Below are 13508 nucleotides of genomic sequence, written 5' to 3'. Positions count from 1 at the left end.
GGAATTGCCATAGGCTGCTCGTTGTATCCAATATGCCCCTGGTGCTAGTGTGGTAAAGAGATGAAACAACACATAACGTACAGTAGTCGAACAATGCTCAGGGTTGCAATCGTAGAAGATGATATGGATCAGGCCCGCCTGTTTGCACTTTGGCTGAGCCGGCAGGGCTATGACGTTACGTTATTTGTCACCGGTGATCTGCTGATCGAAGCCCGTATTCTAGGACGCCAGCATTTTGACCTGGTATTGATGGACTGGATGCTGCCTGGCCGAAACGGCCTTGAAACCATGCATGCGATCACCAACAGCAGTGATATTCCCGTAATTTTTCTGACAGGTAAAAAACGGGATCAGGATCTTGCCCAGGCGCTGAATGCTGGTGCCGATGACTTTATCACCAAACCCGTGAGTGAAACGGTGCTTCTGGCACGGGTGCAGGCCGTACTGCGCCGCTACGATAAGGCACTTAACCCTGTTTCCAGCCTGATTATCAGCACATTTGATAACGTGCTGTGTTTTGGTGAGCAGAAGCAGAACCTGACCGGCAGCGAGGCCAAGCTCATGCAACTGTTTATTCAGAATGAAGGGACGCTGCTTAACCGGGAAGATCTTGCCGATAGCCTTTGGGGTGATGCCTCCAGAGCGGACGATGGCAGGGCGCTGGACCTTATTATCAGCCGGTTGCGAAAAAAACTGCAGGCGCTGGAACCAACGCCTGCCAGAATATCCAGCCGTTACGGTCAGGGCTATGTGTTTGAGAAAGTGGCTGAATGACGTACGCGCAGGATTCAGCCGGCCGGTCTTCCAACTCTTATGCTTCACAAGGTTTCAACCCGTACCCGCAGTGGGCGCTGCTGATTGGCGGGCTGCTGCTGATCGGGTTGATTCTGCTGTTCCATTTTTACACCACCCATACCCGCATCTGGGCCAATGAGCAACAACGCCTGAGCGATCAGGCCGAAGCCATGCGGCACAATATCGAGTATCAGCTCACCGCTGTTCATAACGTATTGATGGATATGCGCGAGAATTTGGCACCCCAGGTTTTGAGCGTTAAGTCAGGTATCGGGGTGCAACATGTTTCGACTCAGAACCTGGTGGCCAAGCTGAGCATCATGCCGGGTGTCAGAACCCTGGGCATTGTCGACCGTGATGGAGTGATGGTTGCCAGCAGCCGAGCAGCCATTATTGGCGAAAATTACAGTGATCGCGACTATTACCAGGCGCCTCGTGCCCATCAAGGCGTGGATGTGATCTAGTGGGGTAATTGTCCCTGGAAGGGTAAGCGGGATATTCCGATTAATTATGGGAGATTATGGGCCGCAGGCTAGAGGCAACGGGGGCTTTGGAGGGTCTGAGGATTTTCAGTGACATGTTAGCGAGTGGATCGATTTAGCGCAACGCTAACGCCAGTGATCAGATGTAGCGCGTTTATTGGCATAATATAAGCGTAAAGTGCGCCCCACCAATTGAAATGCGATTCTTGGGCATCCTGCCCGTTAGACGTCCTTCCCGATCCAAACAACCCGCCCAATCACTTCCAGGTCGTCCGCCTCGCTCGGTTCGACGAGCTGCTCCTTATACTCTTTGTTATCGCTGAGCAGCAGGATGCCTTTGTTCCAGAGCGTCTGCACACGTTTCACAATCAGGTGATGATCCGTACGAATCACATAGATAGAGCCGTCTGTCAGTTCACGCTGGCTGGTGTCGATCATCAGCGTGTTGTTATCGCTGATCGTCGGCTCCATGGAGTCGCCCTTGGCAAATACCAGAACCAGGTCCTTTTCGTTTAGGCCCCGGAACCGCAGCCACTTGCGGCGGAATGCCAGCTTCCTGGATGGTTTCTCATTCCCTGGTAAATAACCCACACCCGCCGCCACTTGGATGCTGTAGCCAGGGATCAAGGCAAACTCTTGGCTCAGTTCATATGCATCACCATCAGAACTAAGGCGCTCGATAAGTGACGCGACGAAGTCCTGATCCTCAGGCATTGCAAAGGCTACAGTGCGTATCAACTCTTGGTCGAATGAATTCAGCCCATTACTATTTGCAGCCCTTTGTGCAACTAATCCCGCGTTCCTGACCCGCTCCCCAACCTCCTGGAAGCGCGCTTCATTACGTTCTGCAGCTTCATTGTCACCTGTGCGTTCCAGATAGATGTCTTCTCGCTGCTTCTCTGTATCACTCAGGGCATTCAAACGCATGGTGCCTTGACCATCAGCAACCCACGCCAAACTAACGCCCACAGGTCGACACAGATTAGAGATCACTACGAAGCCTGGTTGGCTCTCTCCGCGCATGTAGCGTGAAAGCATGTCTGTTGAAACCCCTGCAGCCTCTGCTGCAGATTTTCTTGATCCGTACAGGTTCACCACTGTCTTGATGCGGGTTGCAAGTTCTTCCTGAGAACTTGCAACAGAGTTTACTCTTTCATTCATATCTCTAACCGCGCAAATAGTCTTTTTAGAACAACGGCTTAAAGAGCATATGCGGCAAATGGCCGATAATATGAACTTTAAACTAGAACAAACTCTTGAAATGTGAAGAATATCTGAGCTATATTGCTCTCACGGATGGCGCAGATATGCACCTCAGAAAGACTTCACATATCAGGAGCAAAAAAATGAGCAACAACAATGCTGCCCATAAGAAGCATGACTGGCACCCGGCTGACATCCGGGCTGCCATCATCAAAAAAGGCACAACTATGGCTGAGCTTGCCCGCCACCATGGTTATGCCAGCGCTACACCCTTCTCTAATGCGATGAAGACATCTTATCCAAAGATCGAGCGCATTATTGCAGATTTTCTCGGTTTGCGCCCAGAGGATATCTGGCCCTCGCGCTATGAGAAGAAGAAGGTGGACTTCAGAACTCCTCCTGTCAAACGGACCCGCGCTGCCTGACTTCATATCGTGCCTCCTTTTTTATTTCAGCCTAGAGCTGAGGTGAAGAAACAAACAGAGGCAGAGACAGTATTTGTTTGGAAGAAGGTATGAATGTTATGGCACAGAACCGTAGGCGAAATTGGAAACAGTTGCAGGCAACCAGCATGACTCATGCGATGGAGCTGTGTGTCCATCATGCCCAGCATGTGCTGAATCGCTCAGTAGAGCAGCTCGCCGAACTGATGGGAGAGGCCAGCCACAACACCTTGTACAAGTGGTTGGCGACCGGACGCATGCCTGCAGTTCAGATTCGTGCGTTTGAGCATGCATGTGGAATCAACTACGTAACGCGTTATTTGGCCCACAGTGACGAACACCTGCTGGTGAGAATGCCACTGGGGCGAAAGCCGGAGCACCGTGAACTCAATGAGCTGAACGTCGCTGCGAATACAGCCATCAATGAGCTGTTTAAGTTCTATGAAGGCGAGGTGGAAGCTGGACAGACCATTTCAGCCCTGACGGCTTTGATTGAAGACCTCGCACATCAGCGCGGTAACGTTGAAAAATTCCGTCAGCCGGAGCTTCTGGGAGGTGATGCATGAAGATGTACTTCACCCTCAGAGGGCTTGCTGTAGCCAAGCTGCCTGGCTTGCCAACAACAGTTCAGGGCTTGAGCAAGTTGGCCAAGCGTGAGAACTGGGAAGCTCAACAGCGGATGGGGCAGGGCGGCGGCTATGAATACCACATCAGCAACCTGCCCTATGAAGCGCGCAAGGCGTTAGAGGCTCAGATTGCAGGCGAGATGTTAACGCGTATCTGCGAGTCGCCACGCCAGCTGGCACCTGTGACCGCAACGCTATCGAACGTACCGATGACGCACCGCCAGCGTGCTGCTGCTGATGCCCGCGCCACCATCATCAACGCCATCAATGAGATGTGCAGCCAAGGTGTTACCCAAACGGCCGCGCTCACGACTCTTTTGACACAGGCCGAAACCGGCCAGCTGCAGGCGTTGAACCCAGTGCTGGACAAAGCCCTGCAGATGGCAAAGGACAGCCGTGGCCGCAGCAACGGCACACCATACCCCAGCGTTCGCAGCCTTAAGCGCTACCTGGGCAAGGATGTGAAAGAGCTGGCGCCCAAGAAGCGGGAAAAGGACATGGCACCACCGCCCTGGGCCAATGACTTCCTGATGTGCTGGCAACGGCCTGAAAAGCCGTCGGTACAGCATGCCTATCGTGAGTTCCTATCGAAATGGGATAGCGAAGAGGACGCACCCAGCATTCATGCAGTGCGCCGTTTCATCGGCAAGATGGGGCGGGTTGCCCAACAGCACGGTCGTATGGGTGCCCGAGAGCTGAAGAACGTCATGCCCTTTGTCCGCCGTGACTTCAGTCAGCTACTGCCGGGGGACATTTACAGCGCAGACGGTCACACCTTCGATGCCGAGGTGCAGCACCCCCTGCATGGCCGTCCTTTCCGGCCAGAGGTCACCACCTGGATCGATATCGCAACCCGCAAGGCTGTGGGCGTATCGGTCGCGCTGGCCGAGAGCGGCATAGCGGTACTGGATGCCTTGATCGACTCCTGCGGCAAAGCGGTACCGGCGGTGATCTATGTCGATAACGGCTCCGGTTACTGCAACGCCATGCTGAAGGATGAAGCAGTCGGCGTGATGGCACGTCTGGGTAGCACCATGACCCACTCGCTGCCCTACAACTCGCAGGCTCGCGGTGCGATTGAACGCATCCACCAGACGTTGTGGGTCGACGGCGCCAAGAGTCTGGCCGGTTACATGGGAGCCGACATGGACCGGGAAGCCCGCCACCAGCAGTTCAAACTGAGTCGCCAAGCCATGAAAGGTGGTCGTCAGACCCTGATGCCTTGGGAAGACTTCATGGACTGGGTACACGCTCGCATGGACTGGTACAACGACCGGCCCCATTCCAGCCTGCCGAAGCTGACGGATGCCAGCGGCAAACGCCGTCATGCCTCACCGAACGAAGTGTGGCAGCAGCACCTGGATAACGGGTGGGTACCGATGACACTGACCGGCGATGAAGCGGCTCAGATCTTCCGCCCGCGCGTGATCCGCAAGGCGCTGCGTGGCGAGATTCGAGTGTTCAACAACATCTATTTCAGCCAAGAGCTGACCGAGTGGCACGGCGAAGACGTGGCTGTGGCCTACGACCTCAACAACGCCGAACACATCTGGGTATTCGATCTGGAACATGACCGCCTGATCTGCCGTGCCGAGTGGAACGCCAACCGCACCGATTACATGCCGATGAGCGTTATCGAGCAGGCCCGAGAGAAACGCTACGAAGGCCGACTGCAACGTATCGAGAGCAAACGACAGGAGATCGAAGAGGAGCGCCGTGGCCGTCCGCTGCTGGAGCATGACGAGAGCATCAGCCTGGGCGCTTTGGGCAGCATAAACGGAGAGCTGATCCAGCATCAGCTGAAGAAGCGTGCCCAGCCAGAGCTTGTCAGTGCTGAGCCCTTGAGCCGATTTGAAGCCATGAGCCCAACAGAGCGATATGCCCTTCACTCTGCTTATGCACAGGGTAAACGGGAGATCCCCGCAGGTGATCAGCGCTGGTTCAAAACCTACGCCAAAACGGCTGAATACCGCTCATTTAAACGTCGAGAAGAAGAACTTGAGGAGTGGGGACCAGCGGCTGCAATCCGCTGACCCCCGATATCACGAGGAGTGACTGAGAAATGATGAATGACAACACCCAACCCGTCAACGGCGTTGCCGACACCGCAAACCTTGGTTTGTGTGATATCGCCCTGGAGCGGGCACTGGATCGCACCGGTAGCCTGCCTGGCATGGTCTGCATGTTTGGCCCCAGCGGCTTTGGCAAGTCGGTGGCTGCTACCCATGTGGCCTGCCGCCGCCGGGCCTACTACGTCCAGGCCAAGAGTGTGTGGACCAAGAAGCACACGCTGACGGCCATCCTGCATGAAATGGGGATGCAGCCGGCGAAGACCATCCCGGAGATGCTGGACCAAGCAGCGGCTGAGCTGGCCGTTAGCGGTCGCCCCCTGATCGTCGATGAGATGGACCACCTGGTGGAAAAGAACCTGGTCGAGTTGATCCGTGACCTCTACGAGACCAGCCAGGCCGCGATCCTGCTGATTGGCGAGGAACAGCTGCCCAACAAACTGAAAAAGTGGGAGCGCTTCCACGGTCGCATATTGAGCTGGGTACCGGCGCAACCGGTCACGCTGGAGGATGCGCGCAAACTATCCCCCTTGTACGCCCCTGAAATGGAACTGGCGGATGACCTGTTGCAGCACCTGGTGGAGATCTCGGGCGGAAGTGTTCGCCGAGTAGCCGTCAATTTGGAATTGATCCATGACACGGCAGGTCAGGCCGGAGTCGACTACTTCGATCGACACTCCTGGGGACGTCGTGAGCTGTATACCGGTGAAGCGCCGAAGCGGAGGCTCGCATGACAGCAGCGCAGCAGAAAACACACCGAAAGCCTGTGCAAATGGAGCTCGTAGGCGGCAAACCTGCCCGTCAACGAGTTTGGGAACAGATCCGGCTGCACCGTGAGCGGTTCCAGATCTACACCATTGCGCGACGAGCCGAAGCGGAGGATGAAACCGTGAAGACTTACCTCCAGTGCCTTGAGAAAGGCGGCTATGTGGTCAAGTTGACCGCCGAGAAGTTCGAATTTGCTGATTATCAGCTGGTCCGTGACACCGGCATAGAGGCGCCAAGGCTGACCCGCGATGGGCAACCTGTCACCCAAGGTATGGGGCAAGAGTCCATGTGGCGCTGCCTGCGCATGTTAGGAGCGATGGATGCTCGACAGCTGGCTATGCACGCATCCAGCTCTGGCTTTGAAGTCAAAGAGACTACCGCCCGCCGTTACGTTAAAGCACTGAAGCGAGCTGGTTACCTGCAAGTGGTACAGCCCTGTAACCGCCACCGGGGCAAGTTGGAAGTTATTCAACTCATTCCCCACATGAACAGCGGCCCACGCCCACCCCAGATCCAACGGGTGGGGGTGGTGTACGACCCCAACTGGAACAAAGTCATGCACGCTGATGAACCGGAGGAAATGCTGTGAATACCGTCGATATCAGCGCCTGGGGCGATAACCCGCCCGAGTTTATCCGAGTGCTGGCCAACCTGGTGAAAGAATCAGGCAGTAATGCTGCTGCAGCGCGTCGCCTGGGGATTAACCGGGCGAGCGTCAGCACCTTGTTGGCCAACAAGTACCCGGCCAGCACCGACAAAATGGCGCAGGCCATTATGGCCTGGTCCTCGCTGGTTGAGTGTCCGGTGTTGGGTGCCATTACCGGCGATCAGTGCCAAACAGAGCGCAACAAACCTTTTGTCGGCAGCAATCAGATGCGGATTCGTCTGTTTCGCGCCTGCCGCAGCTGCCCCCGTAACCCTGAATGTGGGAAGTCCCGTCATGGATAAGAACCTGCAAAACCAAACCGTTAGCGAGCACATGGCCAAAGCCAGCCTTGCCATGCGCACCCTGCAGGCACTGGGCCTGACCGTTTTGAACATCAGCGGGATCGGCGAACGCCCCCGCATCCAGATTATCCCCGGAGCAGGCTGCAACCAGCTGCATCCGGGCTACCGCCGCCGGCTGGTCAACGATGGCCGCCGCTATACCGAACGCGTGGCAGACGTATCCGGCTGCCTGGTGACATGGGAGGAACGCACGTGAGTTACCACATCATCAATCTGGCCCAGACCCGCATGCAACAGCAGCTGGTGTTTTGGGGCGTAGGCAGCGAGCCGGACACCACCGACCCGCGCCGGGCCCTGATCGTGAACGAGGAGTACCTCAACCGCAACCTGGAACGCTACGACAACGGCCGCACCACCCGCGCCATATTAACCCGCGTTGTTGAGAACCATACCGGCGACTGGCGCGAGCTGGTTGGCTGGCCGGTACCGGAACACGAATTGGAACAGACAGGAGATGCCGCATGAACCATGCCGTACAGCAACACATTCCCGAGGGTTGCATGAAGGATAGTAAGGGCCGTTGGGTGCCAGTTGAGACCATCAGCGATATCGATATGGTGCGCCATGAACTGGTGAATGAAATCGCCCGCAAAGCGCAGGAACTGCAGCAGGCCATGCGTGACTTCAAGATGAACACCCTGGGCGATGTGGAAGCCTTTATCGACCTGTCTGCCGAGAAGTATGGCGTCCAGATCGGGGGCAAGAAGGGCAACGTTACTCTGGTCAGCTTTGATGGCCGCTACAAGCTGCAGCGTGCCATTCAAGAAAGCATCAGCTTTGACGAGCGCCTGCAGGCCGCCAAGGCCCTGATCGATCAGTGCATTCACCGTTGGGCCCAGGGCAGTGCCGCTGAAATCCGTGCGCTGGTGGAACATGCCTTTCAGGTCGACAAGGAAGGCAACATCAGCACCGGCCGTGTGCTGGGTCTGCGCCGCCTGTCGATCGACGATGAGCAATGGAATCAGGCCATGACCGCCATTGCCGACAGCATCCAGATTACCGGCAGCCAGACCTACATCCGCCTGTATGAGCGTGTGGGTCAGTCTGACCAGTGGCGCGCTATCCCACTGGATCTGGCCAAGCTCTGAGGTGCCGCCATGAAAATGACCACGACTGAACAGTTAGCCCGGCAGGTGTCGTTCTTGGCCCAACTGACAGAGCAACAGGCCAACTCGGCCATTCAAGCCATGGGCAGCAGCATCCTGGTTGAAATACGCCAGGGGCGTGCTGTCGAGCTGCAAGGCTTCGGCCTGTTCGACATGGCACCGCGTAAGGATGGCAGCAACGGCATCCGGTTTCGTCAACACAACAACGTGCGGGAGGCACTGAACCCATGAACATTCAACTGCCAGTGACTGAAAGCGAAGTCCATGAACTGCTTGCCTGGAGTGAAGAGCATGTGGACGGCGGCACCACCGACCACGAAAGCGGTACCTACGAAGAAGGTGTTTGCGACGCCATCCGCTGGATGATGGGCCTGATTCACTCACGACCAGACGAGGTGTGATATGGCAATTACAAAAGAACAGTGGAGCGCAATCGAACAGGAGATGAAGGGCTCCATGGGGCGGGTAGTGCTGAAACTTGAAGGCCGACAGCTCAGCCTGGAAAAGCGCTTAATTACTGAGAACCAGCTCGCCATCTTGGTGTATATCGATGGCACGATCAATCCTGGTTGGGGCTGGGAAGGCAGCGATCATTTTGAGCCGTTTGTTAAGCGTGTGTGGCGTCAGAGCACCAGGTCTGTGTACAAGCCCAGCGAGCAGGCACGCATCATCAAAAACTTGGGTAAGCGCTTGGTGAAGAAGACCTTTCCAGACATGGACAAAAAGCTGCATTTCTGGATGCCCTACTTCAAGACGTCTGCATCCATGCGCCGAGTCCTGCAGAAAAACAAGGAGATAGAGCTGGTCAGTATCGGCTACGTAGCTGAAACAGCATAAGCGAAACCTGCTGGGCCTATCGGCTTCAGCAGGTCTACCGGGCGTGGTTGCCCGGTACTGATGAGCAGCCAACAAGGAGAAACCTAATGCGCAAATCTGACCAGGTAGACGCCATGACCCAGGCTATGAAAATCGAATACGACCGAGCTGTCAGCAAAGCCGATGTAAACGCCTTTCTGGATGCCTTTGCACAGGTGTGCCGCAAGAGCTTGGCCGAGAATGGCGAATTCATCTTCCACGGCGTGGGCAAGTTCAGTGTGAGCGATCGCAAGGCCCGTGAAGGCCGCAACCCCGCAACGGGGGAGCCTATGACAATTGCTGCCCACAAGGGCCTGCGATTCTCAGCATCCAAGGTACTGAAAGACAGCCTGAACCCTAAGCAGTAAGCGAAACCTGTCCGTTCACACGGGCAGGTCTACCCAGCGTGGTGGCTGGGTACTGATGAGCAGCCATAAACCGGAGACACCATGAAAAAGCACGATAACCGCAAAGCCGCTCTGGCCCAGATCCACATCGCCAAAAAGCAGCTGGGTCTGGACGATGATCTCTACCGCCAGATGCTGGTCGATGTGACCGGCAAGCGCAGCTGTTCAGATATGGCGATCGGTGAGCTTTACCAGGTTATCCATGCACTGGAAAAGGCGGGCTTCAAGCGCCGTGGTAAACATTCTTGTCAGATTGGTAAACATTCTGCTCGTTTTGGTAAAGATGATGCGGCAAGTGGTAAGCCTGAAGGGGCGCAGTCCTCTACTCGAAACAGCTACTACAGCCCCAAATCACAGGGCCAGATTATCGACGTCATGCGCGCCATCTGGATCGAAATGCACAAGGCCGGCATCGTGCGCGATGGCTCCGAGCTGGCTCTGACCCACTGGGCCAAGCGAGCCAGCTCCCGCCGTAATGGCGGCATCGGCGTCGACTCTCTGGAATGGCTGGAGCGTGATCACAAACTGGCCGGCCAGGTGCTGGAAGATCTCAAGCAATGGAACAAGCGCATCCAGCGCGAGTGGCGGGCTGAAGACTTTGCGCTGATTCGATCCCTGCAGGAAGGCCGCAATGTAGCTGATCTGGTCCGCCAGCTGTTGGCGGAGCACCGCATCATGTGGTGGCCCGAATTTGAAGAGCGGCTACAGATCGAGAACCACGCAGACTACTGCACCAACCGTGAGGAGCTGAACCGTGGCGACTGAACAACAGCAAGATCTGCTGGGCGATGACAGCTACAGCGAAGAACTGCTGGACCACCTCGAAAGCGTACCGGCTGAGGTGCGCGAGAAGTGGCCCAAGGATCTGGCTGCGCTGTGTGATATCTACGACAGCGAGCTGAAGCGGCTGGGCATTACTGACGAAGACGCTCACCGGATAGCCCTGTCGCTGCTGCTGGCACAGGCCAACTATGGTGGCGGTCGTATGTACTACATGCCCAAAGGTGATCGGTTGAAGCAAGCCGTTAGAGACCGTCAGATCTACCGTGAGTTTAACGGTCGCAACCATGATGAACTGGGCAAACGCTACGGACTGACAGTGCAACGTATTTACGAAATCGTGAAGCGGCAGGGGGAGATTGAACGTGCACGGGTACAACCGAGCTTGTTTTGCTAGGATCAAGAGTCAATGGACCTTAATCGATCACAATGAGGTGTAAGCGATGAGTAAAAAACTATGCGCCGAATGTGGGGCTGCTAACTCCCCGATGGCAACTCGATGTTCTGGATGCGGGGCACTGCTTGTGAATAAAGTCCAAGCTGCCAAGTCTGCTACAGATGAGAGTGTGCAGAAAAACAGCCCGGAAAATATTCCTCAGTCACAGATGGTTATCAATGGCGCACTGAAATTTACTTTTGTTTTTGGTGCCATTTTGCTGGCATATCTGGCTTACAAAGGCGCACCTACTTGGCTCTGGATTGGAGCGATTTTCGGCATTCTCGCAGGGGGCGGCGCAATAATCAGTCAATCTATGCAGGATGAAGCGAACCGGAAAATTGTGGATGGAGACAAATAACCCGCGCAATTGTATAAAACAGTTTAATCCCAGCCCCCAACCCATCCCCGGCATTCTGTAGGCACAACACCCAAGCCACAGAATCCGGGGATTTTTTATGTCCACACTTCGCGCACCACGCCTTACCTCATTTGCCGTCATCACCCTGATCCTCACAGCTGCGATCGCCTTGCTGGCACCGCACCTGGTGAGTGTCACCCTCTACAAGCTGTCGCTGGTCACACTGGCCGCCGTGCTGGGGTACTGGATTGATCGAACGGTATACCACTACCTGCGCCCGCATGAGTTGCTGCAGCAGTCAGATCTGGCTCGGCATCAAGGCGATCGAGTCACAGCCGATGACTGTTCCGCTAATGCCTCAGTCGCCACTATCCGCCGCGCCATTATCATGGCCGCCGTCATCATTGCGATCTCGCTGGGAGCCTGAGATGGGACGCGTCCTGATCCTGCGCTTGTCGCTGATGATGGTGGGGCTTTGGGCTGCAGCGGTGCACGCCACACCACTGCCTCATGCCGCCAGCCAATACCGCCAGGAACTCACCCGGCAGGCGCGTCAGGTGTGGGGGCTGGATGCACCACTGGCGGTGATGGCCGCACAGGTACATCAGGAAAGCTACTGGAACCCCCGCGCCATCAGCCCGGTGGGGGCGCAAGGACTGGCGCAGTTCATGCCTGCCACCGCCGAGTGGATGCCGGATATCGACCGCAGCCTCAGCAACCCACAGCCGTTTAACCCGCGTTGGGCCTTTCGCGCACTGGCGCGTTATGACCACTGGCTGCACAGCCGCCTGAGCGCCCACACCGACTGCGACCGCTGGGCCATGACACTGGCCGCCTATAACGGCGGGTTGGGCTGGGTGCTGCGCGACAAGACACTGGCGGCAGAGAACGGCCACAGCCGTTGGCTCTGGTGGGGGCATACCGAGCGCTTCAATGCCGGCCGTTCCGCAGCCAACTTCCGCGAGAACCGCCACTACCCCCAACGCATCCTGCTGGAGCTGGCCCCGCGTTACGCCGCTGCTGGCTGGGGAGAGGAAGTGTGCCGTGAACTTTAACTTGCCTACAGCGGCTGCCTGGTACCTGACGGCAGCCGTGGTTTCAGCGGGTGTTGGTTACTGGTCTGGCTGGCAGCGCGGCCAGGCATGGGAAGAGGCGATCTGCACCCAAGCCGCCGCCGAACTGCTTGCCGATCAGGAACAGCAGCTGCGCACCGAGTACGAACGCCAGCTGGCGGAAGCTGATGACGCTGTGCGCAGCCTGCGTGCCGAGAAGGCCAGCATTACCCAGCGTGCCTCTGAACTTGAGCAGGAGATCGACCGTGTTACCTCACACTACCGTGAACAGCCCCAAGCGCCTGCGCAGCCTCTGCCTGATTGCCGTTTCACTCATGGCTTTGTCGGGCTGTACAACGCCGCCATCACCCCAACCGTGCAAGTGCCCCGATCTGATCCTGCCACCGGAACTGATGGAAAAGCCGGCACCACCGGCACTGCTGACCCCCTTGGGCTCAGCCCGATCCGACAGCCCGACATCCTCCACCACATCACCGGATACGGCGCCCGCTGTCAGGCCATAGAAGCTCAGCTCAGCAGCCTGATTGATTACCTGCAGGCGACACAAGGAACGCGACATGACTGATATCTACGACCGCGCCCAGGCGCGTGAGCTGCAAAACCAGCAGGAGGCCGAAGCCCGCTACCGGGCGGGCCTGCGCCCCGAGCCAGAGCAACAGGTGGTGGCGGGGGTGGTGATCTGCATCGACTGCGACGAGCCGGTACAGCCTGCGCGTCTGAAGGCCAAGCCTAACGCCGCCCGCTGTATCAGTTGCCAGCAGATCCACGAGCGCAGGGGGCGGCATGGCTGATTACGACGCAATGAAGTTCTGGCTCGACGTGATCCAGTGGATCTTCACCATCGGCGTGATGATCTTCGTCTGGATCGACCGCGGCCGCAGCGACAACCGCAACCTGATCAAGCAGATGGCCGACCGTCAGGAGATGCTGGAACGCCGTTTGATCACCGCAGAAGAACACCTGCGCCACAGCCCGACCCACGACGATATTGCCCAGCTGCGCAGCCAGTTCGCCGGGCTGGACAGCAAGCTCGACCGCGTTACCAACACCGTGGACCGGGTTCACGATTACCTGATGAACAACAAGGGGGCCTGAG

The 13508-nt window shown here is 56.8% G+C and carries 24 protein-coding genes and 2 other RNA genes; 25 read left to right on the top strand and 1 reads right to left on the bottom strand.

The annotated features are described in order from the left end of the window. The first annotated feature begins 93 nt into the window (after positions 1–93). Positions 94–774, top strand: a complete 681-nt coding sequence (locus ABIE60_RS08365; RefSeq protein ID WP_354468982.1) for a response regulator transcription factor — start codon at positions 94–96, stop codon at positions 772–774. Further along, the gene (locus tag ABIE60_RS08360) at positions 771–1259 is read left to right on the top strand and encodes a PDC sensor domain-containing protein (protein WP_354468981.1); all 489 of its coding nucleotides are present in this window, start codon (positions 771–773) and stop codon (positions 1257–1259) included. The genes ABIE60_RS08365 and ABIE60_RS08360 overlap by 4 nt, the downstream gene beginning before the upstream one ends. Before the next feature lie 240 nt (positions 1260–1499). On the opposite strand, the gene ABIE60_RS08355 is transcribed toward ABIE60_RS08360, so the two are convergent. Further along, a complete protein-coding gene (locus ABIE60_RS08355) occupies positions 1500–2438 on the bottom strand; it encodes an XRE family transcriptional regulator (protein WP_354468980.1) in 939 nt (312 codons plus the stop codon). A 185-nt stretch (positions 2439–2623) separates the two neighbouring features. On the opposite strand from ABIE60_RS08355, the gene ABIE60_RS08350 reads away from it, so the two are divergent. The 23 genes from ABIE60_RS08350 to ABIE60_RS08240 all read left to right on the top strand — a co-directional run bounded on the left by ABIE60_RS08350 (position 2624) and on the right by ABIE60_RS08240 (position 13507). Beyond that, positions 2624–2905, top strand: coding sequence for a helix-turn-helix domain-containing protein (locus tag ABIE60_RS08350; RefSeq protein WP_354468978.1), 282 nt, complete (start codon positions 2624–2626; stop codon positions 2903–2905). Between the two features lie 146 nt (positions 2906–3051). Then, the gene (locus tag ABIE60_RS08345; RefSeq protein ID WP_354468977.1) at positions 3052–3489 is read left to right on the top strand and encodes a hypothetical protein; all 438 of its coding nucleotides are present in this window, start codon (positions 3052–3054) and stop codon (positions 3487–3489) included. Next, positions 3486–5582: a DNA-binding protein gene (locus ABIE60_RS08340; RefSeq protein ID WP_354468976.1), complete on the top strand. Its 2097-nt coding sequence runs from the start codon at positions 3486–3488 to the stop codon at positions 5580–5582. Before ABIE60_RS08345 ends, ABIE60_RS08340 begins: the two co-directional genes overlap by 4 nt. 29 nt (positions 5583–5611) lie before the next feature. Then, entirely contained in the window at positions 5612–6352 is a 741-nt protein-coding gene (locus tag ABIE60_RS08335) for an AAA family ATPase (protein ID WP_354468975.1), read from the top strand. Further along, on the top strand, positions 6349–6975 hold the full coding sequence (locus tag ABIE60_RS08330; protein ID WP_354468974.1) for an OTU domain-containing protein: 627 nt from the start codon (positions 6349–6351) through the stop codon (positions 6973–6975). Before ABIE60_RS08335 ends, ABIE60_RS08330 begins: the two co-directional genes overlap by 4 nt. Beyond that, positions 6972–7334: a hypothetical protein gene (locus ABIE60_RS08325; RefSeq protein ID WP_354468973.1), complete on the top strand. Its 363-nt coding sequence runs from the start codon at positions 6972–6974 to the stop codon at positions 7332–7334. Before ABIE60_RS08330 ends, ABIE60_RS08325 begins: the two co-directional genes overlap by 4 nt. Next, positions 7327–7590 carry a hypothetical protein gene (locus tag ABIE60_RS08320; protein ID WP_354468972.1) on the top strand — a complete coding sequence of 88 codons (264 nt, stop codon included), beginning with the start codon at positions 7327–7329 and terminating at the stop codon, positions 7588–7590. Before ABIE60_RS08325 ends, ABIE60_RS08320 begins: the two co-directional genes overlap by 8 nt. Next, a complete protein-coding gene (locus tag ABIE60_RS08315) occupies positions 7587–7859 on the top strand; it encodes a hypothetical protein (RefSeq protein WP_354468971.1) in 273 nt (90 codons plus the stop codon). Before ABIE60_RS08320 ends, ABIE60_RS08315 begins: the two co-directional genes overlap by 4 nt. Next, positions 7856–8482 carry a DUF3164 family protein gene (locus ABIE60_RS08310; RefSeq protein WP_354468970.1) on the top strand — a complete coding sequence of 209 codons (627 nt, stop codon included), beginning with the start codon at positions 7856–7858 and terminating at the stop codon, positions 8480–8482. Before ABIE60_RS08315 ends, ABIE60_RS08310 begins: the two co-directional genes overlap by 4 nt. Positions 8483–8491: 9 nt before the next feature. Next, positions 8492–8731 carry an HU family DNA-binding protein gene (locus ABIE60_RS08305; protein WP_354468969.1) on the top strand — a complete coding sequence of 80 codons (240 nt, stop codon included), beginning with the start codon at positions 8492–8494 and terminating at the stop codon, positions 8729–8731. Beyond that, complete coding sequence (locus ABIE60_RS08300; protein ID WP_354468968.1) at positions 8728–8901, top strand: hypothetical protein; 174 nt, start codon at positions 8728–8730, stop codon at positions 8899–8901. Before ABIE60_RS08305 ends, ABIE60_RS08300 begins: the two co-directional genes overlap by 4 nt. Position 8902: 1 nt before the next feature. Next, entirely contained in the window at positions 8903–9337 is a 435-nt protein-coding gene (locus ABIE60_RS08295) for a hypothetical protein (protein ID WP_354468967.1), read from the top strand. Next, positions 9336–9411, top strand: an RNA gene (locus ABIE60_RS08290) — hammerhead ribozyme type II. The genes ABIE60_RS08295 and ABIE60_RS08290 overlap by 2 nt, the downstream gene beginning before the upstream one ends. Before the next feature lie 12 nt (positions 9412–9423). Further along, the gene (locus ABIE60_RS08285) at positions 9424–9723 is read left to right on the top strand and encodes an HU family DNA-binding protein (RefSeq protein WP_354468966.1); all 300 of its coding nucleotides are present in this window, start codon (positions 9424–9426) and stop codon (positions 9721–9723) included. Next, positions 9722–9792, top strand: an RNA gene (locus tag ABIE60_RS08280) — hammerhead ribozyme type II. Before ABIE60_RS08285 ends, ABIE60_RS08280 begins: the two co-directional genes overlap by 2 nt. 12 nt (positions 9793–9804) lie before the next feature. After that, positions 9805–10527 (top strand): gp16 family protein, encoded by a 723-nt coding sequence (locus ABIE60_RS08275; protein WP_354468965.1) that lies wholly within the window; start codon positions 9805–9807, stop codon positions 10525–10527. Beyond that, on the top strand, positions 10517–10939 hold the full coding sequence (locus tag ABIE60_RS08270; protein ID WP_354468964.1) for a Mor transcription activator family protein: 423 nt from the start codon (positions 10517–10519) through the stop codon (positions 10937–10939). Before ABIE60_RS08275 ends, ABIE60_RS08270 begins: the two co-directional genes overlap by 11 nt. Positions 10940–10985: 46 nt before the next feature. Further along, the gene (locus ABIE60_RS08265; RefSeq protein WP_354468963.1) at positions 10986–11339 is read left to right on the top strand and encodes a hypothetical protein; all 354 of its coding nucleotides are present in this window, start codon (positions 10986–10988) and stop codon (positions 11337–11339) included. Positions 11340–11436: 97 nt separating this feature from the next. Beyond that, the gene (locus ABIE60_RS08260; RefSeq protein WP_354468962.1) at positions 11437–11766 is read left to right on the top strand and encodes a putative holin; all 330 of its coding nucleotides are present in this window, start codon (positions 11437–11439) and stop codon (positions 11764–11766) included. A 1-nt stretch (position 11767) separates the two neighbouring features. Next, positions 11768–12394, top strand: coding sequence for a transglycosylase SLT domain-containing protein (locus tag ABIE60_RS08255; protein ID WP_354468961.1), 627 nt, complete (start codon positions 11768–11770; stop codon positions 12392–12394). Then, positions 12384–12977 (top strand): hypothetical protein, encoded by a 594-nt coding sequence (locus ABIE60_RS08250; RefSeq protein WP_354468960.1) that lies wholly within the window; start codon positions 12384–12386, stop codon positions 12975–12977. Before ABIE60_RS08255 ends, ABIE60_RS08250 begins: the two co-directional genes overlap by 11 nt. After that, the gene (locus ABIE60_RS08245) at positions 12970–13203 is read left to right on the top strand and encodes a TraR/DksA C4-type zinc finger protein (RefSeq protein ID WP_354468959.1); all 234 of its coding nucleotides are present in this window, start codon (positions 12970–12972) and stop codon (positions 13201–13203) included. Before ABIE60_RS08250 ends, ABIE60_RS08245 begins: the two co-directional genes overlap by 8 nt. Next, entirely contained in the window at positions 13196–13507 is a 312-nt protein-coding gene (locus tag ABIE60_RS08240) for a DUF2730 family protein (RefSeq protein WP_354468958.1), read from the top strand. The genes ABIE60_RS08245 and ABIE60_RS08240 overlap by 8 nt, the downstream gene beginning before the upstream one ends. The last annotated feature ends 1 nt before the right edge of the window (position 13508 follow it).

Source organism: Marinobacterium sp. MBR-109 (genome assembly GCF_040547565.1).
Classification (GTDB): Bacteria; Pseudomonadota; Gammaproteobacteria; order Pseudomonadales; family Balneatricaceae; genus Marinobacterium.
Note: the sequence above shows the minus strand (reverse complement) of the source record. Positions and strands in the feature narration are given on the sequence as shown.

Bases quoted from the DNA above. Each gene is read 5' to 3' on its own strand.
- ABIE60_RS08365 (WP_354468982.1), top strand. From the start codon at position 94: ATGCTCAGGGTTGCAATCGTAGAAGATGATATGGATCAGGCCCGCCTG.
- ABIE60_RS08330 (WP_354468974.1), top strand. From the start codon at position 6,349: ATGACAGCAGCGCAGCAGAAAACACACCGAAAGCCTGTGCAAATGGAG.
- ABIE60_RS08305 (WP_354468969.1), top strand. From the start codon at position 8,492: ATGAAAATGACCACGACTGAACAGTTAGCCCGGCAGGTGTCGTTCTTG.
- ABIE60_RS08245 (WP_354468959.1), top strand. From the start codon at position 12,970: ATGACTGATATCTACGACCGCGCCCAGGCGCGTGAGCTGCAAAACCAG.
- ABIE60_RS08335 (WP_354468975.1), top strand. From the start codon at position 5,612: ATGATGAATGACAACACCCAACCCGTCAACGGCGTTGCCGACACCGCA.
- ABIE60_RS08310 (WP_354468970.1), top strand. From the start codon at position 7,856: ATGAACCATGCCGTACAGCAACACATTCCCGAGGGTTGCATGAAGGAT.
- ABIE60_RS08255 (WP_354468961.1), top strand. From the start codon at position 11,768: ATGGGACGCGTCCTGATCCTGCGCTTGTCGCTGATGATGGTGGGGCTT.
- ABIE60_RS08360 (WP_354468981.1), top strand. From the start codon at position 771: ATGACGTACGCGCAGGATTCAGCCGGCCGGTCTTCCAACTCTTATGCT.
- ABIE60_RS08260 (WP_354468962.1), top strand. From the start codon at position 11,437: ATGTCCACACTTCGCGCACCACGCCTTACCTCATTTGCCGTCATCACC.
- ABIE60_RS08285 (WP_354468966.1), top strand. From the start codon at position 9,424: ATGCGCAAATCTGACCAGGTAGACGCCATGACCCAGGCTATGAAAATC.
- ABIE60_RS08275 (WP_354468965.1), top strand. From the start codon at position 9,805: ATGAAAAAGCACGATAACCGCAAAGCCGCTCTGGCCCAGATCCACATC.
- ABIE60_RS08240 (WP_354468958.1), top strand. From the start codon at position 13,196: ATGGCTGATTACGACGCAATGAAGTTCTGGCTCGACGTGATCCAGTGG.
- ABIE60_RS08340 (WP_354468976.1), top strand. From the start codon at position 3,486: ATGAAGATGTACTTCACCCTCAGAGGGCTTGCTGTAGCCAAGCTGCCT.
- ABIE60_RS08295 (WP_354468967.1), top strand. From the start codon at position 8,903: ATGGCAATTACAAAAGAACAGTGGAGCGCAATCGAACAGGAGATGAAG.
- ABIE60_RS08320 (WP_354468972.1), top strand. From the start codon at position 7,327: ATGGATAAGAACCTGCAAAACCAAACCGTTAGCGAGCACATGGCCAAA.
- ABIE60_RS08265 (WP_354468963.1), top strand. From the start codon at position 10,986: ATGAGTAAAAAACTATGCGCCGAATGTGGGGCTGCTAACTCCCCGATG.
- ABIE60_RS08355 (WP_354468980.1), bottom strand. From the start codon at position 2,438: ATGAATGAAAGAGTAAACTCTGTTGCAAGTTCTCAGGAAGAACTTGCA.
- ABIE60_RS08300 (WP_354468968.1), top strand. From the start codon at position 8,728: ATGAACATTCAACTGCCAGTGACTGAAAGCGAAGTCCATGAACTGCTT.
- ABIE60_RS08345 (WP_354468977.1), top strand. From the start codon at position 3,052: ATGACTCATGCGATGGAGCTGTGTGTCCATCATGCCCAGCATGTGCTG.
- ABIE60_RS08350 (WP_354468978.1), top strand. From the start codon at position 2,624: ATGAGCAACAACAATGCTGCCCATAAGAAGCATGACTGGCACCCGGCT.